The sequence below is a fragment of the Streptomyces sp. NPDC027185 genome (assembly GCF_055567035.1).
Map to the genome: position 1 here is coordinate 1 of NZ_JBVHRF010000008.1, position 23,104 is coordinate 23,104.

The following is a 23,104-nucleotide window of genomic DNA, read 5'->3' on the forward strand; positions in this document are numbered from 1 at the left end:
CGGACTCCGCGAACGCGGGGTATCGCGTCGAGCAGGGGCATCAGTTGGGTGATGTCATGACGGTTTTTGCCGGTCAGCGAGATCGCCAGCGGTGTTCCGTGCCGGTCGGTGATCAGGTGGTGCTTGCTGCCCGGACGCGCGCGGTCGGCCGGCGAAGGTCCGGTGTGAGCCCCCCTTTGAGGGCCCTGACGTGCGAGCCGTCCACTGCCGCGTCAGCCATGTCCAGCAGGCCGGCCGCCCGCAATTCCGACAGAAGCACCTCGTGAAGACGGGGCCGGACACCGGCCTCGGTCCAGTCCCGAAGGCGCCGCCAAGCGGTCCCCGCTGCAAACGATCCTCTCCGCGGGGGCACTCCGCCCAGCTCACGCCCTTGCGCAGGACACACACGACGCCCCGCAGAGCAGCACGATCACCACCGGCAACCGGCCCGGATACCGACGCCGTCGCGGGAGGCCGAGGAGGAAGCAACGGCGCGACACGTTCCCACAGGCCATCAGGAACAAGACCATCGGACACCCGCAGAAGACTGCCGCCTCACACCCCAACGGCCGAGTCCCCACACAAACTCATTCTGAAATGACCAGCAAGGCCTGGAAGACGCCTCCGAAGCGGGGATGTGCCGTCGGCACCTACCGTATCGCTGAAATCGGATCGCCTGCTGAGGCACCAGCTCACGCGAGCCGGTGCCCCGGGGGCTCAGAGGCCGTCTTCACCCCGTGGCCAATTCCGACGACCGCCGGGCCCCATCGTCCGGGAGTCCGCCGGGGGCCTTGATCCTTTCCAGTACGAGTGCCGTGACGGCTTGGACGGTGTACTCGTACTCCGCGTCCCGGTCGAACCGTGCGAGAAGCGGTGCGGCTTCGGCCACATGAGGAAGACCGGAGTTTTCCAGTGTGTTCTGGCGCGCGGCGATGGCGCCCTCGTCTGAGGTGCCGAGTGCGGGGCCCGCCTGGATTTCTCGGAGCAGGGTGCCGATCAGTGAGGCCACGAGAACGCGCATCAGTTGTACGGATTCCTCGATCGGGCATCCTGCTGATCTCAGGACGCCCAGGAGCGCTTCGACCGGTGCGAGTCCTTCGAAGGAGGCGAGCTGGCGGGTCAGCACAAGGGGTGCGGCTTCAGGATGGAGGAGCGCGCGGCTGCGGAAGGCGTCGGCGATCGCGGGCAGATCGATACGTAGGTCGCCGGTCGGCGGCGGGATGGACACCCCGCCGAGCAGATGTTCGGTGACGGCATCGAGGAGGCCATCCTTGCCGTCGACGTGGTGGTAGAGGCTCTTCGCGTCGACGCCGAGGAATCGTGCGACGGAGCGCATGCTGACCGCAGTGACCCCGTCGGTGTCGATGACCTTGAGGGTGGCGTCGACAATCGCATCCTTGGAGAGTTGCGAGGTGCCCTTGGGGGGTCTACCTCGCCGGGCTCTGGCGTTGGCGTCCGCTGGTCGGGGCATGCCGTTCATCGTGCCGGAGCCGATTGTTTAAATCCACGCCGTGGATATAGTGGCGCGGTCCTTGCCGTTCTCCTCTTCCAGCGAACTGACCGGCGCCTGGACCCAAACTCGGCGCGAGACCGACGCTCACCACGGCGCGATCCGGCACGGCACCCAGCCCACCTGATCCAGGAGACAGACATGCCCGCCATCCCCGCCACCCCGTCACCTCCCGCCCGGTTCACACTGCCTGCCGAGAGCGTCCTGCGGGCCCGGGAGCGGATCGTGCTCGACCACTTCCGTGACGAGGTCCTCCAGGACTGGGACGCCACCCTCTCGACGTTCCCTCACCCGCGCTACGAGCTCATCGCGCAGATGCTGGTGCACGACGGTGACTGCGAGGTCCGCGACTACTACCGCGACACCCGGGCTGCCTTCCCCGACCAGAACCACGAACTGATCACCTTCAGACACAGTGCCGATGCGGTGATCGTGGAGTTCTGGCTCCTGGGCACCCACAACGGCTTCCTCGGCAAGATTCCGCCCACCGGGGCGAAGCACCGCACCCGGATGATGGCGTACTTCATCTTCGACGAGAACGAGAACCTGGTCACCGAGCGCATCTACTTCGACCAGCTCACCATCCTCAAGCAACTGATCGCGGGCCTCGACAAGCGCAAGCCCACCGGACTACTCAAGCTCTTCGGCGTCCTCAAAGGAATGCTCATCACAGCCGAGTCGAAGCCCGATCCGCGACTGTCGAACACCACCCCACCGAACCTCAGCACTTGAGGGGACCGAGGAGGCGGAGGGCCTGCGAGCCGGCCTCCACGGCCAACGGGAGCGCCGGGGAGGGCACGAGTCCTCACTCCCGGGCTTCCTCCCGCGCGGTCCGGAACCACCCTGGACGCCGGCCGATTAACGGGGCACTCCACTCGGTCTTGTACGGCGTCCTGAGGGCAGCGGCGCGGACCCTGTCGGGCTGGCGGCGTCGTTCAACGCGGCGCCAACACCGACCTCCACCCTCCGCAGACCGCACTGCCGTCCAGTGCGTCCACGGCCAGGCGGCCCAGCGCCCCGCCTGTATCCAGCTGCAGGACTCCAACGCGATGCAGGCTACTCCACGACGCGCCGCCGCTACGCTACGAAAGAAAGGAAATGCTCCGCATTTCCGCATTCCGGCGAAATCGGAATACCCGGCCAAAGGAGTTGTCTGGGTACCAAATTCTCTCCGTGATTCAGAAGGAATTTTCACAGGCCGTCACATAGCAGAAAGTTGACCGTGGCGGCACCGCCTAAGATACTGAGTACGCGTTACAGGGAGATCAACTTACTGCGCAGCCCTTCTGCATCTTCCAGTATCAAAATCTTAGGACTGTTTTCCTGGGTGCGGACTTCTTCGGACGGGCCGTCAAAAGCCCCTCGGGAGCATGGGCCGGTGACCACCGCCTGACGCCGGAGGAGGCCTACCGGGTCTCCGCGAGTTGCCGCATGCGCTGCGTCCGGAAGTCGAGCACATAAGGGGCCCACCGGATGTTTCCGGCGCACTCTCCACAGGCGTCACGCGCGACGGGTTGTACATCCCTCCATCATTCCGCCACACTTCCTGCACTCTGACACACAGTGCAATCACAGGAGCCCCATGTCTCACGCCCGGCCCGTGCGCAAGCCATCAGCAAGAGCGGCGGCGGCCTTCGGCATCCTGGTGGTTTCGGCCGCGGCCTTCCTCGTATGGCCGGCTTCGGCCGGCTCCGCCGCGAACGGCGCGCCCCAGGCGGCATCCGCCAAGGCAGGCGGGCGGGTGCTCTGGACCCCGAAAATCACCGCCGGCCGGAGGGCGTTTACCAGCGTCCAGTGCGCCACCGGCGGCTTCAGAGTGGTGCGCGACCTGGTCAAGGGCAAGGTCTGGCGCGCGCGTCAGCCCGGCGGTCAGGAGCGCTGCGAGGCGGTCGGGCCGACCTTGAAGCCCGGCAGCACCTTTTACCTGGGCTGGTCGTCCAAGGTCGACATCCGCGACAGCAAGAACCGGTACATATTTCAACTGAAGTGCAGTCCGAGCACCGGAACGGCCAACCACCCGGTTGAGCTCGACGCCTCCAAGGGCCGCATCCGCCTGCAGGCATGGACCCACCGCCACGTCGCGGTGCGGCTGTGGTCCGCCCCGGTCAAGAAAGGCTCCTGGCACTCCTACGTCCTGAAGATCCGTGAGGGCCGTACCAAGGGCACCGTCGAGTTCTGGTTCGACGGTGTCAAGCAGCGGTTCGCCAACGGTACGACGCGGTACACCGGCACCACTTACGACGGCACCAGGAGCTACCTCAAGTGGGGCTCCTACCACCGGTCGCGGCGCGACGCGACCCACTGGTTCACCTCGCCCCGCATGGCCACGACACGGGCAGCGGCCGCCGGTTCGTGATCCCCGCCTGACGCGGGACGGCACGGCTCGTGGCGCCGTCGAGTCCTCCGTATATGCCCTCGGGAGCGGGCCGGCTGTTTCGCCCGTATCGCCACGGCGAGTCGACTCCGGGCAGGCGGAGGTGTCCCTGAACCGAGCCGGCTGCGGGAGTGCGGCCTGCAAGAACTGGCGGCCGACCGGCGGTGCGTCGCCGGTGCGGAAGGAGTGGCCAGTCGCCGCGAACGCCGTCGGCCTGGTGGGCCTTCCCGGGAGTGCAGCGGAAGACTGTGCGAGTTCGTCGGCGACCTCCACGACGACATCCGCCGCCGGGCGCCCTTCGGTGCGGGCGCGGCCGTTGGGGAGCGTTATTCCCATTTCCCTCATGGCGTCGGAGGCCGGTCCGCCTTCTGCGTTTTCGGTCTTGTAGCCCTTGACGCGGGGGCTGACGGTGCGGGGGGCGACGGCTTCGGCGGGTGCGCCGGTGGCGTGGAGGCCGTGGGGACCTTCGTCGCGGTCGTGGGCCAGAAGACGCGGCGCAGGAAGGTGCCGGAGGTGCGGGAGGCTTTGGCGTCGGGGCCGAGGACGGCGGCGTAGCCGATGAGGCGGCCGTCGCGGTGCTGCGGGGGCGTCGGCGGCGGCTGGAGACACGGTCGAGATTTTGGCGTACGTAGTCAAGTGGGCGAGCCATTGCGGCAGTGGCGCGGAGGTGCGGCAGGTGCCGACGGGGGTGTAGGTGCCATCGTGGGTGGTGGGCCGGGGGCGACGATATCGCCGCTGCCGGCGAAGACCGATCCGCAGCCCCTGGCCTCCTCGGGGAGGGCCCGGAAGGCGGCGAACGGGGCGTCGGCCAGGCGCACTGCTCGGTGATGTCGTCGAGGACGTAGGCGGGGACCGCAGCGGTCAGGGTGTCCAGGGTGGTGGTGAGGGTCGCCTGGGCCGGCATGCTGTAGCGACGGATGGTGTGGATGCGGGCGAAGTCCTCTCGGTGCGGGCCGGGCCGTGCTTCGGGGATGTCTCAAGTGGGGCCGAAGCATGGGCGGTTGAGGTTGCGAGAGGTTGACGGAAGCCTTGGTCTAGTCCATTTACGGGTTGAACGGTCATGCCCCTCTCTTCCGTCCTGGAAGGACCGGACATCTGATGAGGAAGTCGATCCGTACAGCCCTGGTCGCGGCAACGGCAGTAGCCGGAGCCCTGTCCACCGCCGGTGTCGGTGTCGCCGACTCCGGCGGCGCGCCCCCGGCCGTCCGCTCCGGCGCGGCGGGGCAGTTCGCCCCGTACGTGGACATGAGCAACTCCGCCGCGAACATGCTTCACACCGCCATCACCGGCCATGGTGTGAAGACCTACACCGCTGCTTTTACCATCGGTGCCGGCTGCGACAACATCTGGGGGGACACGCTCCCTGTCGGCGACGATCCGTACACCGATCCGGAGATCGCCAAGGCGAAGGCGGAGGGCGCGGACGTGATCATCTCTTCCGGTGGGGCGAGTGGGGAGCCGTTGGCCTTCACCTGTACCGATCAGAGCAAGATCGACGCGGGGTACCAGAAGGAGATCACTGCCTACGGCACCACTTCGCTGGACTTCGATATCGAGGGTGCGGCCGTCGCCGACACCGCGGGCGTGGCCCGGCAGATGACCTCGATCAAGAATCTCAAGGCGGCCAATCCTGGGCTTACCGCCTCGGTGACGCTGCCGGTGCTGCCCACGGGGTTGACCGCTGACGGTGTCAACGTCCTGAAGGCCGCCAAGGCTGCCGGTGTGAAGCTGGACAACATCAACATCATGACGATGGACTACGGTCAGGGAACCGGTACCGATATGGGTGCCGCGGCGATCAGCGCGGGCAAGGCCACTTTGGCGCAGATGCGGTCCGTCGATCCCGGTTACACCTATGCCGACCTCGGGCTCACCCCGATGATCGGCGTGAACGACGACGGTTCCACGTTCACCCTGGAGGACGCCGCCTCGGTGGCGAGCTGGGTGAAGAGCAACGAGGTCGGCCGGATGTCCTATTGGTCCGTCAGCCGTGACCAGGCGTGTGGCTCGGGTGCGGGGGCGATGTCCCGGCATGGTGGCGGTGGTGTGCGGGCCGGGGTGGTGGGGGCCTCGCCGGTGTGCAGTGGCGTCGCGCAGTCGCCGTTCGCCTTCACCGATGCATTCCGGGGCTGACGTTTTTCTCTTGTCCCCCTTCCGGGCGTGCTTGGGAGGGGGGTTGAGGTGTCTGGGGAAGTGTGTCTGTGGAATGTGAGTGAGGTGTTCCAGGACGTCAGTGGGGGTGGGGAGGGTGGTGTGCACAGCGCGGGAACGACCCGGAAGTCCCGCTCGATTCGTAGGGGGAACCATGCGTATGTCCCGTCTTTCCCGGTCGTCCCGTATCCGTGCCTCCGTTCTGGCCGCCGCGACCGCCACGCTGGCGTTGAGTCTGACCGCTTGCGGCGGCGCCGACAACGCGAAGGGCGACGACGCGTCCGGTCAGAGCCGGTCCGCCACCGCCGGGCAGGACGTCACGGGCGGCTCCGCGCAGGCCAACAGCGGCACGGACACCAAGGGCCGGACGGAGTCGACGTCGGCGTCGGGCGGCAGCGCCGGTCAGCAGGCAGGTGTCGATCTGTGTGTCGGTGACGAGCTGCTGGTGACCGCCGAGCACGAACTGGCCGGCCAGCAGGGCGACCACCTGCTGCTCACCGCCGTCAACAAAGGCGACAAGCCCTGCCTGATCACGTCCTATCCCACCGTCAAGATCAACGGTGAGGGTGCCGCCCTGCCGCTCTCGAAGAAGGCCGACGGCGGCGACCAGCCGATCACCCTCCAGCCCGAGGACAAGGTCTACAGCGCCGTCAACCTCTTCGACTACGGCAAGGACAACCACACCGGCACCGGCCTCTCCCTCGCCCTCCGCGACAACAACGGCAACGAAAAAGCCCGCCTACTCCGTCGACGTCAAGGGCGACAAACCCCAATTCACCTACAACGAAGCCGACGTCCTCAACTGGAACACCAAGAAGCCCTACGACTTCTGAAACCTGGCCAGCCTCCGAGCCGCCTCAGACCTGGTCACCGGCGACCGGCTTCCGCCGGAGACCACGCCGTGCCCCGGCACGGCAGACAGTGCGGGCGGGAACCCGAGGGGGGTTCCCGCCCGCACCGCCGTTCCCGGCTCTCACACCGTCAGGTGCGGGTTCGCGTACACGGGCGTTCGCGTACCGCTGTGCTCGGGCCGGCTTTTCTTCCGGGGCGGTGCGGTGTCTTCGGGGCAGGTGGTCGGGTGGTGGGTGGCTCGGTGTGTCATCGGGGGGTGGGGCCGGGGATGACTTCGAGTTGCTGGGGGTGGTGGGGGTGGACGGTGGAGAGGAGGGCCGGTCTGTCCAGGCGTTGGGCCAGGGTGGTGTTGAGGGTGTGGGGGTTGTTGAGGAGGTCGCTGTCGATGGTGGCGATGTGGAGGGCTCCGGTGCGGGCGAGGGCTCCTAGGCGGGTGACGGCTGCGGTGGCGACGGCCTCGCCGGCGCGGGTGGTGAGCAGGTGGTCGAGTTCGGCCAGGACCAGGGGTGAGACGACGAGGATGTGGGTGCGGGTGAGGGCTTTCACGGCGCGTTCGTGGTTGTCGTCCGTGCGGTTGAAGGCGGCGAGCAGGACGGAGGTGTCGGCGACGGCGAGGTGCGGTGGGGGTGTGGGGGTCACCGGGTGAAGTCCTCGCGGAGGTGTTCGCGGGTGCGGGCGGACAGGTCGGTGGGGCCGTCGAAGAGGCCCCACTGTGTGGGTGGGAGTTGGTCGCCGATGGGGGTGGTGGGTATGGGGAGGGTGCCGGCGGCCCATTCGGTGGTGAGGGTTTCGGGGGTGCGGTCCAGGACGGCGGCGAGGTCGCGGAGCAGGGCGGCGCGGCTGCTGGTGACGGCGGTGCCGGCGATGATCTGCCGGTCGCCGGTCGGTGTTTCGTCGGCAGTCTGGTCGCTCACGGTGCTCTCCTCGGGTCGGTGTCTTCGGTGTCCGCACCGCGGACCGGTGTTCGGTGTTCGGGCTGTGGGTGGGCCTTCGGTGTCCGTGTGCGGGCCGGTGGCCTCGGTGCCCGTGTCGTGGAGTGGGTTGTCGACTCCTGTGCTGCGGGGCGGGGTTCTCGGTGGCGTGTCCGGACCGGTCTTCGGTGGTCGCGCTGTGGGTGGCCGGGCGGTTTCCCGGCTCGGGCCCTTCGTGCGGTGGCGTCCGCGGCGGTGGGCGGGTGCGGTGGCACGGCGTTCGGGGCGCCAGTACCGCCGTGTTTGGCAGCGCGCTGTCCGTACCGTACCGGCAGCGGCGGCGTGGAGGGGCGGTCCTGGGCCACTCCTGTGCCGAGCGTGGGTGTCTCGTCTGTCGGGGGGTGCCGTTGGCCGTGGTGACCTGCGTGTTTTCTGGGGCTGGGTGGTGGTTGGGTGGGCTGGGTGTGGCCGGATGCGGCGGGGGGTGGCTGGATTTGGGCAGGGTGGGGGTGGGGGCGGCAGAGCGGGGGGCGGTGGGGTTTGTGTCGGCTGTGGCTTCGTGGTGTTGTCCCGGCGGTGCTGGCGTTCGGGCCGGGTGCGGCGCGGCGCGGTGTGCGGCGGGTGGTGGAGCCGCGGGGTGCACGGGCGGGCGGCGGGCACGGCTGTGGTCTGGGTGTCCGTCACATCGTGGAGCACGCCCGGGGAGCCGGTGGTGATGCCCGTCTGCAGCAGGCCCGGGTCTCGATGTCCGGGTAGAGCGCGTGGGCCAGCCCCGTGAAGTCGTCGGTGGGCGGGCGGGCGGGTCTCGTCGCTCGTGTCAGGGCAGGTCGTGGCGGGGGGTGGGGCGGTCGCCTTGCGGTCTGCTGCGGGCTGCTCGTGGCGTGGGCCGCGTCCGGGAGGGGTGCGGGGCGTCGGTTCCGGTCGGCGGGTGGGCGGTGGCGCGGGGCTGGTGGCCGGGGTGCCGGGTGTGCCGGTGGTGGTCGTCACGGCGGGGTGGGCGTCAGCTGCCTGTGGTTCGTGGCTGTGGTTGCGCGGGGGTGGCTGCGCCGCGGCCGAGGTGGGGCCGGCAGTGGTTCGCCGTTGGGCGACGGGGGTGTGGCTCTTGGTGGTGGTCCCCGGGCTCTTGCGCCGGTGGCTCTTCGGTCTCTCACGCTCGCTGCCGACACGTGTTCCCGGTACCGGGTTCAGCCCTTGGCCTCTCCCCACGTCGGCCTGGCCACCACCACCCAGCCCTCCCCCAGCCTCCACCGGCGGCCATTTCCGGTAGCAGCATCGGGCTCCGGGCTTCACGTCGCGGGGAGGGGTGCCCGGGGCGCGCGAAGCGCAGTTCGTGGCCCGCTCGGAGCGCCCGGGGTGTCCAGGGTGCCCGGGGCGTATGACGTTCGACGTACGTCGTGGGGTACGAGGCCGGCTGCTGCGGGCGATGGCGAAGGGCCGGTGCGGTGCTGGTAGGCCGTCGCGGGCGGGGGCCGGTCGGCGCGCCGCCTGAGGCCGGTGCCGGTGCGATGGCCGCCGTGGGTGGTCCGGCCGGAGCGGGCGGTCGGCCAGTACGGGCGGACCGGCCGGCGCGGGTGGACCGGCCGGCGCGGGCGGGCCAACCGGAACGGGTGGATCGGCCAGTACCGGTGGGTCGGCCAGTACGTGCGGGTCGACGCGGGCGGGGCGGCGCGGGCAGACCGGCCGGCGCGGGCGGGCGGGCGGACCGGCCAGTACGTGCGGGTCGGCGCGGGCGGGGCGGGCGGGGCGGCTGTTTCGGGGTGGGGCGTCAGTTGGGGGTGAAGGCGGAGATCCGGTCGGTGATGTTCTCCGTTGCGCGGCGTTTCGGGGGGTGGGTCTGCTGGGGGGTGCCGATGTAGAGCCAGCCCAGGAGGCGTTCTTCTTTTCGCAGGCCCAGGGTGGTGCGGACCCGTTCGGACTCGGTGAATTTGCCGGTGCGCCAGATGCTTCCGAAGTCGCGGGCGTGGAGCAGGAGTATCAAGGAATTGGTCATGGCGCTGGTGGCGGCGAGTTGTTCCCATTCGGGGATCGAGGTGCTGCGGCTGTTTGTGTTCGGTGTGGGTGAGAAGACCAAGGTGGCGAGAAGGGGTGCTCTTTGTGGCTTGGCTTCCATCTGTTGTCGTCGGGAATCGGGCCCGGTGTAGTCGTCGGCGAAGCAGCGTCCCAGGGCGGTGCGGGCTTCGTCCCGTATCAGAATCCATCGCCAGGGTCGGAGTTTGCCGTGGTCGGGGGCTGTGGCGGCTGCGCTGAGCAGGTAGGCGAATTCCTGGTCGCTGGGGGCGGGTTCGGTGAGGTGGTGTGTGCTGCGGCGGGTGAGTACGGCGGTGATGACGTCCATGGGTTCCTCTTCTGCGTCGGCGTCTCGGCTGTTTCTCCGGGGTGTTCGCCATCGTGTGGGCGGATACAGCGGTGGTTGTGATGGTGTGTGTTCCCGGGGTGGTCGGTGCCGGTGGCCGGGTGTGCTGGTTCCGCGGTGTGTGAGGGCGGTGAGGGCGGGTGGCGTGTTTGTCGGTGTCCTTTGGCTCTTGTGGCCCGGTGTTCTTGCCGCTCTTGTCTCTTCGCGGTGTGTGTTTCTCGCGGTGTTGTGTTTCTCGCGGTTTCGCGGTGTGGTTTTTACGGGTGTCCGTGACCCTTGACTTTCCGTATCTTTCCGCTCTTTTCGCATTCGCTCCTTTTCGCGCTCCTTCCTTTTTCGCCCTCGCCTTTTTCTGTTTCTTGTTCTTTTTCGGGCCGTGGTCTTTTTCTGTTGTTTCTTCGTCTGTTGGTTCTGTGTTGTGTGGTGGTGAGTGGTGGTAAAGGTGGTCCGGCCACCCGGTCGCGGTGGTGCGGGTGGCGGGCGGGTGGCCGGGAAGCGGAGTGTGTATCAGGCGAGGGAGCGGATGACCTTGAGGGCGCGGTGGATGTCCTTGGGGAAGTTGACGATGCCGGCGGAGAAGCGGACGTGCGGGACCGCGTACGGTGTTCCGCTGGCGATGACGCGGTGGTCGCGGAGGGTTTGGACGACGTGCTTGGGCTGGTGGCCGCGGACGTCGAAGCAGACGAAGCCGGCGGAGTGCTGGGGGGCGCGGGGGGTGTGGAGGGTGACGTGGTCCATGTGGGCCAGGCCTTCCTTGAGCTGGCCGTTCAGGTCGAGGATGCGGTTCTGGATGCGGGTGCGGCCGATCTGCCGGTGGAAGCGGAAGGCTTCGATGGTGGCCCACTGGTGTTCGTAGGCGAAGAATCCGCCGGGGCTGATCCAGGAGGCTTCGGTGGGGCCGACCGGGGGGCGGTTCTCGCGCCAGGCGTCCTGGGGTTCTTTGGTCATGATGCTGGGGATGGTGGGTTGCAGGAGTGCCCAGTTCTCCGCCTTGGCCCAGACGATGCCGGTTCCGTGGGGGCCGAGGATCCATTTGTGGGTGCCGGCGGAGAAGAAGTCGCAGCCCATTTTCGCGACGTCTTCGTCGATGATGCCGAATCCGTGGACGCCGTCCACCACGAGCAGGATGCGGTCTGTTTCGTCGCGGTTGCGGTTCAGTTCCGCGAGGGTGTCGGCGATTTTTGCTATGGGGAGGCGGACGCCGGTGCCGGAGTGGACCCAGGTGACGCCGACGACGCGGGTGTTGGGGCGTATGGCGGCGCGGATGCGGGCGACGGCTTCGTCTTCGGAGAAGTGCAGTGATGATTCGTAGAGGGAGATTTTGCGGGTGCTGGCGCCCCACCTGTTGACGGCCAGTCGTATGGATTCGTGGTGGGGGTAGAACTCGTGGGTGGTGGTCAGGATTTCCTGGTCGGGCTTGAGGCGCAGGCCGTTGTAGATGAGGGCGAGTCCCATGGTGGTGCTGCTGGTGAGGGCGATTTCGTGGGGTTTTCCGCCGACGTATTCGGCGGCGGCGGCGCAGACTTTGCGCCAGATCATGTCCTCGTCGCGTTGGAACATGTTGTCGTCGAGGTAGTTGTAGGGGTTTTCGTCGAATGCCTTGCGGTATTTGGTGATGGCTTCGCGTACGGGGGTGGGGTTGGAGGCGAAGAAGAAGTTCGAGAGGTGTGCGAGGTCGGGGTCGAGGAGGAATTGCGCGCGGACGGATTTCCAGTCGTGGGGGTTGAAGGGCTGGGGTGCGGCCTCTTGCGCGGCGGCTTTTCCCGCGGCTCCCAGGGTCAGTGCGGAGGCTGCGGCGCCGGAGCCGAGCAGAATTTTGCGGCGCGAAAGAGACATGGTTTCTCCTTCAGGGGTAGGGGTGGTCGCTTATCTTCGGGGGAAGTTTCGCGACGGTGTGTTTGGTGTTTTGGGGGTGAGGTTCACTGATTAGCAGGGTGGGGTTCGGGGGGTCAAGAAACATTATCCGAAACCGACCATCGGGGATGTTTTATGAAACGGTGAAGGGGGGCCCGCAAACGGCGGATCGCTGTAACTTAATGAAATGTTGCGCCCTCGTGAACGGTCCGGGCGGGGGCTGCTGGTCGATACTCGGGGGCCGCCGGTGAAGGGTTCACAGGTCTTGACGGATCACTGCGGTGATCGTTAACTGGCCACCATCTACCCGTAATGTGAAAATATGGGGAGCGGTGGGTGCTGACATTGAGAGACTTATTAGGGACCGGAGACTTTTTAAGAACTGCGGCTCGTGATCTTGAGGCCATGGCGGAGGGCGAGTGTCCCGGAGTCCGTCTGGTGCCGGTCGATTCCCTGGTCGCCGCCGATTCGCCCCGGCTGGGCGGGGTGAGCCGGGAACATGTCGAGTTGCTCGCACAGGCAAATATCGAGCCGATCCTCGTCCACCGGGGCACCCGGCGGGTGGTCGACGGGATGCACCGTCTGCAGGCCGTCCGGCTGCGGGGGGAGCGGCTGATCCCGGTCCGGTATCTGGACGGGCCGGCCAGTGAGATCTTCCTGCGGTCGGTGGCGGCCAACGTCCGTCACGGTCTGCCGCTGACGCTGCAGGACAGAAAGGCCGCGGCGGTGCGGATCCTGGCCTCGCACCCGGAGCTGTCGGACCGTGCGATCGCGCGTATCGCCGGGCTGTCGCCCAAGACCGTCGGTGCCGTCCGCCGTACTTCGACCGAGGAAATTCCCCGGTCGAAGGTGCGGGTGGGGGCGGACGGCCGCAGCCGTCCGCTGGACGCGGCCGAGCGGCGGGAGGCGGCCCGCGCGTTCCTCGCCGAGCACCCGGGCGCCAAGCTCCATGAGATCGCCGCCAGCGCGGGGGTGTCGATCAGCACCGCGTGCGACATCCGCCAGCGTCTGCTGCGCGGTGAGCAGCCTGCCGCCCCGTCGCGTCCGCCGGCCGGGGAGGTGTCCCGGGCCGCGGACGCATCCGGCGCCGGGGGCGGGGACGGCGGGGACGGTGGTGGTGGGGGCCGGGTGCCGGGGCAGCGCATCGGGAGTCTGGCGAAGGATCCCTCGCTGCGGTTCACCGAGTCCGGGCGGGCGCTGCTGCGCTGGCTGAACGCGCGGGCGCCCGACCTGGAGGCGGGGCGGCAGCTGATGTCGTCGGTGCCGCCGCACTGTGCCGTCGCGGTCGCGAACCTGGCCAACTCCTACGCCCGGGAGTGGCAGCGGTTCGCCAGCGCCCTGGACCGGGCCGCCGACGGCGGCGGGGACGGGGCGTAGGCCCGGTCCGGGCGGGGGCGGCGTCGGACCGGCGGCCGACCGGCCGGCACCGGCCCTCTCCCCTTTTTTCTGGTCCGTACTTTTTCCGGTGGAAGTGGTGTTTCCTTCCTGTGTTTTCGCGGTCCGCCGGAATTCCGGGGGCTTTCGTTGACGCCGGTGCCGGGCCCTTGAATGATGAAATCGCACCCCGCGCTCGGCGGCCCTTGTTCATGTACGGGCCGTGCGCGGTGCCGTACGGATCAGCGTGAAATGCCGCAGGAGCTGAGGGAAAAGCATCCGGCGGCCACGGCCGGGAGGCCGATCCGTTTTCCGACCGCCGAAGGGGCCTGGAGTTCAGGATGGATCAAGCGGGAACTCGAGTGGAGACGAGCACGGATGTGGCCGTCGTCGGAGCGGGTCCGGCCGGCCTTTACGCCGCCTACTGCGCGGGATTCCGCGGGCTTTCCAGCGCGATAATCGATGCGTTGCCGCAGCCGGGTGGACAGCTCACTTCCCTGTACCCGGAGAAGAAGATCTACGACGTCGCCGGCCATGTGGCCGTCCGGGGCCGGGAGTTGATCGGCCAGTTGCTGGACCAGGTCGCACCGTTCGGGCCGCAGCACCTTCCCGGGCGGACCGCCGTGTCCCTGACCCCGGCCGGGGAGGCGGGTGAGGGGGCGGGGCGGGGCTGGGTGGTCGGGCTGGAGGACGGCGGGCGGGTGCGTGCCGGGGCGGTGGTGATCGCGGCCGGTCTGGGGCGTGCGGTGCCGCGCACGCTGGCGTGTCTGCGGCCCTGGGAGGGGCGTGGGGTGGCGCATCACGTGCCGCGCCTGGAGGCGCACCGGGGGCGGGATGTGGTGGTCGTGGGCGGTGGTGACAGTGCGGTGGACTGGGCGCTGGCGCTGGCGCCGGTGGCGCGGTCGGTGACGGTGGTGCACCGGCGGTCGGTCTTCCGGGCCCATGAGCACAGTGTCCAGCAGATGTGTGCGGGGGATATCCGGGTGCTGACCGAGGCGGAGGTGACCGGTGGTGAGGGGCGGGAGCGTCTGGAAAGGGTGCGTCTGCGCCGTGGTGGGGGCGGCGGGGAATTGACGTTGCCGGCGCAGGCCGTTGTCTCGGCGCTGGGTTTTATCACCTCTCCGGGTCCGATGGCGCGGTGGGGACTTCGGACCGAGAGCCGCCGTGTGGTGGTGGACGGGGCGATGCGGACGAATCTGCCGGGGGTTTATGCCGTGGGCGACATCTGTACGTACGAGGGGCGGGTGCCGCTCATCTCGGTGGGTTTCGGGGAGGCGGCGACCGCGGCGAATCATGTGGCTCTCGCGTTGTGTCCGGGTTCCCGTCTGGCGCCGGAGCATTCCACCGACCGCGAGGCGTCATTGTCATGACCCTGAAGAAATTGACGGTTCTTCCGGCCGGGACCGAGATCTGGTTGCCCGGCGGATCCCCTCTGACCGAGGTCGAGTACGAGTGTCCGCAGCAGCTCATCCCGTTCGGCTGCCGCTCCGGGGCGTGCGGGGCGTGCGTGATCGAGGTGCTGGAAGGTTTCAGTGCCCTGGGTGAGCCCGACGACGACGAACTCGACTTCCTCGAAGACCTCGGCCGGACCGGCGGCGGCCACCGTTTGGCCTGCCGGTGCCGGCTGGGCGGCGACGCGACCGTTCGCGTCGCCGACGACACCTGAACCACTGACACCGCGAATTCCGGACAACCACGAGAAAGGCCATCATGCCGAACCGCGTGATCAACGCCGGCTACGGGGACCGCACCCCGTTCCTGACCGCGTCCGCCTCCGCGAAGCTGCGCGCCGAGATCGACGAGCAGCTCGACCAGCAGGTCCTGGAGTGGTACGCCAACGTGCCCGAGGCCGCGCACCTGGAGGGCAAGAACGTCGACTCCGCGTACTACAAGCGGAACCTGATCGAGACCGCCTGGCGTATCCGGCTGCTGCGGGTGGCCGAGGCCAAGGCTCTGGTGGAGGTCGCCAAGCGCAGCCCGGAGGCGGCGCAGGTGTGGGCCAACTACGAGCAGGAGGAGATGCTCCACGACGAGCTGTTCATCAGCGACCTGGAGAAGGCGGGGGTCTCGCGCGAGCAGTTCCTGGCCACCGAGCCGTACCTGTCGACCAAGCTGCTGGCCGGCTACTTCTCCTACCTCCTCGACCACGAGGGTCCCCTCGGTGTCGTGGCGTACTCCTACCTCGTGGAGTACGTGAACGTGAAGCTGGAGCCGAAGAAGCTTCAGGCTCTCAAGGGGTCGATCGGCGAGGACAACATCGGCGGCCAGATCAACCACTCGCACACCGACATCAACGACGACCACCCCGGTGAGGTGTGGGCGGCGGTGCGTCATCTGCTGCGCGGCCAGGACGACATCGACGCGTTCAAGCGGTACCTGCGCGAGCACCAGACGGTGCTGGCGCAGTACTTCGAGGAGCTGTACCTGGACACCATCGCCAAGGCGGAGAAGCAGGCCGCCTGATCTTTCGTCCTCGGCGGGGGCGCGGCGCGGTCGCGGCGCGTCCCCGCCCACCGGTGAGGAGGCCGGATGAGCTTGGAAGACGCCCCTGGAGTGCTGCTGCTCAGCCATGTCGGGTTCTCGTTCGTCGAAGACCTCGCCGGCGCGGTGCGGGCTCGCGGGCTGAAGGTCTACGTGATCAGTTCGCTGCCGGAGCCGGGGCATCAGCACGCGCGGCCGCAGGTGCTGGCGGGCCTGGCCGACGAGGTCAAGGTCACCGGCGGGCACGTGCTGGGCCCGCGTGAGGTCGACGGCTTCCTCGACGAGCTTCAGGCCGCGGGCGCTGCGGTGCGGTGCTGTCTGACGGTCTGGGAGGGCTACCGGCACCTGATGGCGCTGGCCAACGCCCGGCTGGGGGTGCCGGACCTGCAGGAGAAGCAGGCGCTGGCGCTGCGCGACAAGCTGACGGTGCGCAACCGGCTGGCGGATGCGGGGCTGAGCCGGGGCCGGGCGGCGGTGCTCACCCCCGCGACGCTCGCCGCGCGGCGGGAGGCGGGCGGGCGGTACTTCGTCAAGCCGGTCAGCGGCATCGCGTCGTTCGGGACGTTCCCGCTGACCGCCGCCACGACCTGGGCCGACCTGGAACGTATCGCCGCCCAGGCACGTGCGGACACCGTCTACGCCAGCGCCTTCGCCACCGGCCCCGGCGACACGGACGACGCGGACGCGGCGGACGACGCGGACGCGGCGGACGCGCGGTCGGGCGCGGCGGGCACGGCAGGTGCGGCGGGCACGGCAGGTGCGCAGTCGGGCGGGACGGGCGCGGCAGGTGCGCGGTCGGGCGGGACGGGCGCGCGTGCGGTGAGCGGGGCGGCGGGAGCCGCGGCGGAGGCGGGGACTGCCGTGCGTGGCACCGGCGGCCCCGCCCACCGGGACACGCACCGGGGAACAGGCCGGGACGCGGACGGGACGGACCAAGGGACGGGACCGGACACGGACCTGGGTACGGGACGGGACGCAGACCAGGACGCGGGCCCGGGAACAGGCCAGGGCGCGGGCCACGGCACGGGCCGGGGCGCGGGCCTGGACGCGGGCCTGGACGCGGACCGGGACGCGGACCTGGGTACGAGACGGGACGCGGGCCCGGGAACAGGCCAAGGCGCGGGACGGAGCGCGGGCCAGGATGCGGGCCTGGGCGCGGACCAAGGCGCGGGCCACGGCACGGGATGGGAAGCGGGCCGGGGTGCGGAGGTTCCGGTGCGGTTCCTCGTCGAGGACTACGTGCCGGGACGGGAGTTCAGCTTCGAGGTCATCGTCGTCGACGGCGGGCCGCAGGTGGTGGCCGTGCACGAGAAGTGCGAGGTGACCGAAGCCGCCGGCACCGTCCTGGAGAACGCCTGCGTCAGCCCTCCCACCAGCCTGACGCGGAGCGAGACCGCCGCGGGCCTGGCATGGGTGGGCAAGGTGCTGCAGGCACTGGAACTGACCTGGGGCTGCTTCCACATCGAGGCACGGCACCACACCCGCGGCTGGGACCTGATCGAGATCAACCCGCGCGTCGGCGGCAGCCTGATCTCCCCCAGCGTCGCGGCACTGACCGGCGGCCCCGGACTGCTCGACCTGTGGCTGGACTCCCTCCTCGGCGCCCACCGGCCCGCCGCCCTGCGCACCACGCTGGAGAAACTGTCGTACACGGCCGACGGCACGGCACCGGGCGGACAGGCGACGTTCTTCCGCGTCTTCTTCGCCGACCCCGGCACCCTGACCCGGGTGGAGCTGAACCCCGCGCTGCGGCCACGCCCCCTGGTCGCGCAGATCCTGCTCAAGGCCGGTGACACCGTCGAGCCGTCCTCACGGGAGGTGTTCCTCGGCCAGGTGCTGTGGCGGATGGACCTCGCCGGCCGCGAGGCCGTCCTCGCCGAACTGATGCCCGCCTCCGAGCAGGCGATCGAGGTCACCTACGAGGAGGGACAGGCATGACCGCCCCGCTCTTCCTCATCGTCGACTACAACCTGAGCCGGATCGACGAGGTCCGCCACCTGAGCGACCACGCACGCCAGCGCCACGGCGCGCGGGTGATCCTCATCCGCGCCGCCCCCACCGCAGCCGACCGCGCACTGGCCGACGAGGTCATCGACCTCGACCCGCTGCGCGACGACTTCGCCGAAATGGGCCTCAAACTGCTCGACGGCCGGCGCGAGCACATCGCGGCAGGCGTGGTCTTCTCCGACAACGCCGTCCGCAGCGGCGCCGAACTGCTGGCACGCCTCGGCGTCACGGTCGACGCACCACACCTGGCGGACGGAGCGTTCTCGAAGTTCCGCTACCGGCTGGGCGAAGCACACGTAGCACCACTGCTGGCCACCCAGCGGATCATGGTGCCCGCCTTCGCCGAGATCGCCTCACTCGGCCAACTCCGCGCCTTCGCGCAGCAACACCCCGGCGGATTCGTCGTCAAACCCTCCGCGGAAGGCAACAACCGCGGCGTGGTGGTGGTACGGCCCGGCGACGACCTGACCGACGCGTTCGCCGAAGTCCTGCCCTACCTCGAAGGCGGAGTGATCTGCGAGGAGCTCATCCCCTACCGGCGGGAATACTCCTTCGACGGCATCGGACCACTGTCGTTCCTGACCGAAAAGATCAGCGCACCGGGCCGGTACCCCGTCGAGATCGCGCAGGTACTGCCCGCCGTACTCGGCGAACACGAACGCGCCACCCTGGAGCGCGCCGGACGCTGGGCGAACGCCCTCGTCGGCCAGTGCGACGGACCGTTCCACAACGAGATCAAACTGAGCGAGGACGGCCTGCGAGCCGCGGTGGTCGAACCCAACCGCCGCCCCGGCGGAATGAAAATCTGGTCCCTGGCACGCTGGGTATACGGCATCGACCTGCACCATCACTGGGTCGACACGGCCTTCGCCACCGGAACCACCACCGGCATCGGCACCAGCACTGCCGCTGACGCTGACGCTGACAGCACAGCCACCGGCACACCTGCCGGCAACACTGCCGATGCCACTGACGGCAACACTGACGGTGCCGCCTCCGGTACCACTGACGGCAACACTGACGGTGCTGCCTCCGGTACTGCTGCCGACACCACCGACAGCACCTCTGCCAAGGCCCCTCCCGGCGCCTTGGCCGATGCCACTTCCCGCACCACTGCCAGCCCTGCCGCCGGAACCACCGACGGCGCTGACGGCACTGTCGGCGCTGCTGCCGATGCCCCTCCCGGCATCACCGCCGGCACCGCCCCCGGCACCGCTGTCGGCACTGCTGCCGCAACCACCGACGGCACCGGCCTCGACGCCCCCTCCAGCACCTCTGCCGATGCCACTCCCCGCACCACTGCCGACGCCACCGCTGCCGCAACCACCGACGCCACCGGCCTCGACGCCCCTCCCGGCATCACTGCCGGCACCACCAGCACCGCTGCCGGTACCACCGACGGCACCGCTGCCGACGCCCCTCCCGGCGCCACCACCGGAACCGCCCCCGGCACCACTGCCAGGGCCACCACCGGCACCACTGCCGACACCACCACCGGCATCACTTCCCGCATCACTGCCGGGGCCGGTACCGCTGCCGGTGCGGGGCGGCTGGTGGCGGGCTGTTCGGCTGCGACGGTGCTGCTGGGCGTCAGCAGCGACCGGTCGTTCGCCCCGGACGACATCACACCCGGCGCGCAGCCCTTCGCCGAGGCCGTGCGGGCCACCGCCGCCCAACTCTCCCTCACCGCGACGGAGTTGGAGGTCACCGCGTTCTCCTGGCTCTCACCCGACCGCCGTGACCTGCACGCCGTCGCCCGGGACAACGCGGACTTCGCAGCCCAGGGCTGCGTCGTCCTGCACGCCCGGCACACCGACATCCGCACCGTCGTCCACACCCTGCGCACCGCCTGGCTCCACGCCCTCGACCGGGCCCTCGCCCCCGCCGTCAGGAAGGCCTCATGAAAATCCTCATCCTCCACCGCGTGCCCTACTTCAAAATCGAATACGCACGGGGGATCCCCCACGACCGCCACGAAGTCACCTACTTCGGAACCGACCAGGCCCTGGCCACCCTCCCCGACGACCTGCCATGCGAACGCGTCCCCCGACCCGGCACCGGCACCGCCTTCGACGAAGCCCGCCGCTGGCTGACCGCCCACCCCCGCACCTTCGACCGGATCATCTCCATGTCGGAGTACGAACTCCTCGACGCCGCCCGCCTACGCGCCCACCTCGGCGTAACCGGCGCACAAGTGGAACAGGTCACCCTCACCCGCGACAAAGTGCTCATGAAACAAGCCGCCCACAACGCCGGCATCCGCGTCCCACGGTTCGCACCACTCCAAGACCTGCTACAACCAGGCGCACAAGCCCCCTGGCAAGGCCGCACCGTCCTCAAACCACACCGCGGCGCCTCCAGCGAAGACGTCCTGGTCTACGACACCCCCCACCAAGCCCTGACCGCAGTCACCGAACGCCGCACCGGCATACCCGCCCTCGACACCGGCACCGGCCGAGCCGACTTCCAAGCCGAAGAATTCATCACCGGCCCCATCCGCCACTTCGACGGCCTCATCCAAAACGGCCAACTCCTCCTGCTCACCGCCAGCCAATACATAGGCACCTGCCTCCACTACGCCCAAGGCCAGCCAATCGGCTCCTACCACATCCCCTACGACACCCCCACCCGCACCTGGGTCACCCGCGCCCTCGCCGCCACAGGCATCCACAACGGCAGCTTCCACCTCGAAGCCATCGCCCCCGAAAACAAACAAACAACGAAGACAAAAGAAACAAACCAGGACCAGACGAACAGACAGAAACAGGCAAACAGACAGGACCAGACGAACGGGCAGGACCAGGAAACAAGGCAGGACCAGGAACAGACAGAAGAACTGGTCTTCCTCGAAGTAGGCAACCGCGTCGGCGGCGCCGACGTCGTAGCCACCGTCGAACTCGCCACCGGCATCCACCTCCCCACCCACGAACTCCGCATCCACCTCGGCGAACCCCCCACCCTCCCCCCACCCCCCAACAACCCCCACCACCACGGCTGGTTCGCCCACCCCGGCCACCACCTACCCGGACACACCTACCACCGACTCGACGGAACCGAACCCTTCCGCACCAGCCCCCACACCCTCACCTGGAACGAACTACAACCCGGCACACCACTCCCCCACCACATCACCTACCAAGCCGGAGAAACCATCCTCACCGGCATCATCGCAACCCCCACCCCCCAACAAACCCACAACTGGATCACCCACCTCTTCACCACCCTCACCCTCCACACCCACCCACCCACCCCCACAACACCAGAAAAGCCGCGCCCGCAGCGCAAGGAGATTCAGCGGCGGTAATTCACCACCGCCGGCCCGGCCGCCCCACGGAGCAGCGCCGCCGGGCACGCAACAGTCGACCGCGGTGCGCGACGGACGAACGACCGCGCCCCGGGACCCGCGACGGACACCCGAGGGCGGCGCCTCCCTGCCGGCCCCGGAGAGCCGGGCCCCGCGCCGTACTACGCAGGCTTCTGCACGTGGGTGGTGTCGACGCCGAGCGCGACGCCGTCCGCTCCGGTCGGCGCGACTTCGGGGACCGGGACGCCCTGCTGGTCAACAAGGGTCGAATGGGCCTCATCAGGGCCGAAGGCATGACGCTCGCCCCACTGCCGCAGCGTGAGGATGGCCGGGAAGAGGTCACGGCCGGCGTCGGTGAGGACGTACTCCTGGCGGCGGCCCGTGGGGGTGGGGCACTGGGCGAGGAGTCCGTGGGCGGTGAGTTTGCGCAGGCGGTCGCTGAGGATGTTGCGCGCGATACCGGTCCGCCGCTGGAACTCGGTGAACGACCGCGCCCCGTCCATCGCGTCACGGACGATCAGCAGGCTCCACCTGTCCCCGACGAGGTCGAGCGTGCGGGCAACGGGACAGCCGGGGTCGGTCCAGTCGGGGTTCGAGGCGCGCAGGGTGGTGCGCGACATGAGACCTCCTACGGGTTGCGGTTCAAAACCATCATGCCCCACCCGGTAAAGAGTTGCAATCTGCTACCAAAATGCCGTACGGTCATTTCAGTTGCAATCTGCTACTGGATGGATGATGCGCAATGGACAAGTGGCGACGGTTACTCCTCGCGGTGGTCTGCGGTGTCGCGGTGGCGAGCGTCTACGCCGCGCAACCTGTTCTGGAGGTGATGGGACGCGATCTCGGCGTGCCGCCGGATCTCACCGGATGGATCGTCTCGGCCGCGCAGTTCGGCTACCTGATCGGGCTGCTGCTGCTGGTGCCGCTCGGTGACGTGGTCGCCAACCGGCGCCGGCTCATCGCCGTGCATCTGGCCGTCACCGCCGTCGGCATGATCCTGACAGCGGCCGCGTCATCCCCCTGGATGGCCTTCGCGGGGCTCGCGGCGGCCGGACTGTTCGCGGTCGTCGTACAGACCGTGGTCGCCTACGTCGCCTCCGTGTCGCCCCCCGCCGAGCGGGGACGGAACATCGGCATCGTCACCTCGGGTGTCGTGGTCGGCATCCTGGGTGCGCGGGTCATCACCGGCGCGATCGCCGAAGTGTGGGGCTGGCGGGGCATCTACATCGTGCTCGCGGTGCTGTCGCTGGCGCTCGCCGCCCTGGTCGTGACCGTCCTGCCGCCGGAGGAGCACACGCACCGCGCCGCCGGATACGGGCAGGCCCTGACCTCGCTCGGCCAGCTCTTCGGTCAGCGCCTCTTCCTGACGCGCGGACTCATCGCGTTCTTCCTGTTCGCCTCCTTCGGCACCTTGTGGAGCGGCCTTTCCCTGCCGCTGGCGGCCGCGCCCTGGCACCTCGGCGAGAGTCAGATCGGGCTCTTCGGCCTCGTCGGACTCGCCGGCGCACTCGGCGCCGCACGGGCCGGCCGCTGGGCCGACGCCGGGCGTGCGATTCCCGTCACCGGTATCGCGCTCACCCTCCTCATCGCCTCCTGGGCCGCCATCGGGCAACTGCCCTGGACGCTGTGGCTCCTCGTCATCGGCATCGTCGTCCTCGACTTCTCCGTCCAGGCCGTGCATGTCAGCAATCAGCACCTGCTCACCAGCGCGCACCCCGATCGCACCAGCAGTGCCATCGGCGGCTACATGCTCTTCTACTCGCTCGGCTCCGCCCTCGGCGCGGCGGCGACCACCTCCCTCTACACCCACCACGGCTGGGGCGCCTCCAGCCTTCTCGGCGCCGCCTTCGCCGCCTGCGCCCTCATCATCTGGGCGACCAACAGGAAGTTCCCCGACGCCCACGCCTCCGCGGACACCGCTGCTCCGCAAACCCAGAAGGCACCCGCGTAGGAG

Annotated in this window: 17 protein-coding genes and 3 pseudogenes; 12 read left to right on the top strand and 8 right to left on the bottom strand. The window is 69.1% G+C overall.

The genetic code is table 11. From position 1 onward, the window contains the following. Positions 1 to 516 (bottom strand): annotated as a pseudogene (locus ACZ4M8_RS24275) (IS5 family transposase); the annotation flags it as partial. 193 nt (positions 517 to 709) lie between these two features. Further along, positions 710 to 1,459, bottom strand: a complete 750-nt coding sequence (locus ACZ4M8_RS24280; protein ID WP_467610632.1) for a TetR/AcrR family transcriptional regulator — start codon at positions 1,457 to 1,459, stop codon at positions 710 to 712. A gap of 171 nt (positions 1,460 to 1,630) precedes the next feature. On the opposite strand from ACZ4M8_RS24280, the gene ACZ4M8_RS24285 reads away from it, so the two are divergent. Further along, positions 1,631 to 2,221: an ester cyclase gene (locus ACZ4M8_RS24285; RefSeq protein WP_467610634.1), complete on the top strand. Its 591-nt coding sequence runs from the start codon at positions 1,631 to 1,633 to the stop codon at positions 2,219 to 2,221. A 1,084-nt stretch (positions 2,222 to 3,305) separates the two neighbouring features. Further along, positions 3,306 to 3,845 (top strand): heparin lyase I family protein, encoded by a 540-nt coding sequence (locus ACZ4M8_RS24290; protein WP_467610636.1) that lies wholly within the window; start codon positions 3,306 to 3,308, stop codon positions 3,843 to 3,845. 336 nt (positions 3,846 to 4,181) lie between these two features. On the opposite strand, the pseudogene ACZ4M8_RS24295 reads toward ACZ4M8_RS24290, so the two are convergent. Then, positions 4,182 to 4,500 (bottom strand): annotated as a pseudogene (locus ACZ4M8_RS24295) (DUF6009 family protein); the annotation flags it as partial. Between the two features lie 461 nt (positions 4,501 to 4,961). On the opposite strand from ACZ4M8_RS24295, the gene ACZ4M8_RS24300 reads away from it, so the two are divergent. Together ACZ4M8_RS24300 and ACZ4M8_RS24305 are read left to right on the top strand one after the other, a co-directional pair. Then, on the top strand, positions 4,962 to 5,996 hold the full coding sequence (locus tag ACZ4M8_RS24300) for a chitinase (protein ID WP_467610638.1): 1,035 nt from the start codon (positions 4,962 to 4,964) through the stop codon (positions 5,994 to 5,996). Positions 5,997 to 6,174: 178 nt separating this feature from the next. Next, positions 6,175 to 6,612 (top strand): annotated as a pseudogene (locus tag ACZ4M8_RS24305) (DUF4232 domain-containing protein); the annotation flags it as partial. Positions 6,613 to 7,112: 500 nt separating this feature from the next. Here ACZ4M8_RS24305 and ACZ4M8_RS24310 read toward each other — a convergent pair. From ACZ4M8_RS24310 to ACZ4M8_RS24325, 4 genes are all read right to left on the bottom strand, one after another. Further along, positions 7,113 to 7,505, bottom strand: coding sequence for a PIN domain-containing protein (locus ACZ4M8_RS24310; RefSeq protein WP_467610640.1), 393 nt, complete (start codon positions 7,503 to 7,505; stop codon positions 7,113 to 7,115). Then, positions 7,502 to 7,780: a hypothetical protein gene (locus ACZ4M8_RS24315; protein ID WP_467610642.1), complete on the bottom strand. Its 279-nt coding sequence runs from the start codon at positions 7,778 to 7,780 to the stop codon at positions 7,502 to 7,504. The genes ACZ4M8_RS24310 and ACZ4M8_RS24315 overlap by 4 nt, the downstream gene beginning before the upstream one ends. A gap of 1,762 nt (positions 7,781 to 9,542) precedes the next feature. After that, complete coding sequence (locus ACZ4M8_RS24320) at positions 9,543 to 10,112, bottom strand: nitroreductase family protein (protein WP_467610644.1); 570 nt, start codon at positions 10,110 to 10,112, stop codon at positions 9,543 to 9,545. 525 nt (positions 10,113 to 10,637) lie between these two features. After that, positions 10,638 to 11,966, bottom strand: a complete 1,329-nt coding sequence (locus tag ACZ4M8_RS24325; protein ID WP_467610646.1) for an aminotransferase class V-fold PLP-dependent enzyme — start codon at positions 11,964 to 11,966, stop codon at positions 10,638 to 10,640. Between the two features lie 456 nt (positions 11,967 to 12,422). Between ACZ4M8_RS24325 and ACZ4M8_RS24330 the strand changes: the two genes are divergently transcribed. The 7 genes from ACZ4M8_RS24330 (at position 12,423) to ACZ4M8_RS24360 (ending at position 21,150) form a co-directional block, all read left to right on the top strand. Beyond that, positions 12,423 to 13,361: a ParB/RepB/Spo0J family partition protein gene (locus ACZ4M8_RS24330; protein WP_467610648.1), complete on the top strand. Its 939-nt coding sequence runs from the start codon at positions 12,423 to 12,425 to the stop codon at positions 13,359 to 13,361. 359 nt (positions 13,362 to 13,720) lie between these two features. Further along, positions 13,721 to 14,728, top strand: a complete 1,008-nt coding sequence (locus tag ACZ4M8_RS24335) for an NAD(P)/FAD-dependent oxidoreductase (RefSeq protein ID WP_467610650.1) — start codon at positions 13,721 to 13,723, stop codon at positions 14,726 to 14,728. Beyond that, positions 14,725 to 15,024, top strand: coding sequence for a 2Fe-2S iron-sulfur cluster-binding protein (locus tag ACZ4M8_RS24340; RefSeq protein WP_467610651.1), 300 nt, complete (start codon positions 14,725 to 14,727; stop codon positions 15,022 to 15,024). The genes ACZ4M8_RS24335 and ACZ4M8_RS24340 overlap by 4 nt, the downstream gene beginning before the upstream one ends. 44 nt (positions 15,025 to 15,068) lie before the next feature. Further along, positions 15,069 to 15,821, top strand: a complete 753-nt coding sequence (locus tag ACZ4M8_RS24345; RefSeq protein WP_467610653.1) for a hypothetical protein — start codon at positions 15,069 to 15,071, stop codon at positions 15,819 to 15,821. A 66-nt stretch (positions 15,822 to 15,887) separates the two neighbouring features. Further along, entirely contained in the window at positions 15,888 to 17,777 is a 1,890-nt protein-coding gene (locus ACZ4M8_RS24350) for an ATP-grasp domain-containing protein (protein ID WP_467610655.1), read from the top strand. Continuing rightward, a complete protein-coding gene (locus ACZ4M8_RS24355) occupies positions 17,774 to 19,750 on the top strand; it encodes an ATP-grasp domain-containing protein (RefSeq protein ID WP_467610657.1) in 1,977 nt (658 codons plus the stop codon). The genes ACZ4M8_RS24350 and ACZ4M8_RS24355 overlap by 4 nt, the downstream gene beginning before the upstream one ends. 20 nt (positions 19,751 to 19,770) lie before the next feature. Next, a complete protein-coding gene (locus ACZ4M8_RS24360) occupies positions 19,771 to 21,150 on the top strand; it encodes an ATP-grasp domain-containing protein (RefSeq protein ID WP_467610659.1) in 1,380 nt (459 codons plus the stop codon). A 161-nt stretch (positions 21,151 to 21,311) separates the two neighbouring features. Here ACZ4M8_RS24360 and ACZ4M8_RS24365 read toward each other — a convergent pair whose 3' ends face one another. After that, positions 21,312 to 21,770, bottom strand: a complete 459-nt coding sequence (locus ACZ4M8_RS24365) for a winged helix-turn-helix transcriptional regulator (protein ID WP_467610661.1) — start codon at positions 21,768 to 21,770, stop codon at positions 21,312 to 21,314. A gap of 122 nt (positions 21,771 to 21,892) precedes the next feature. Here ACZ4M8_RS24365 and ACZ4M8_RS24370 point away from each other — a divergent pair, with 122 nt between their 5' ends. Further along, positions 21,893 to 23,101 (top strand): MFS transporter, encoded by a 1,209-nt coding sequence (locus ACZ4M8_RS24370; protein ID WP_467610663.1) that lies wholly within the window; start codon positions 21,893 to 21,895, stop codon positions 23,099 to 23,101. The last annotated feature ends 3 nt before the right edge of the window (positions 23,102 to 23,104 follow it).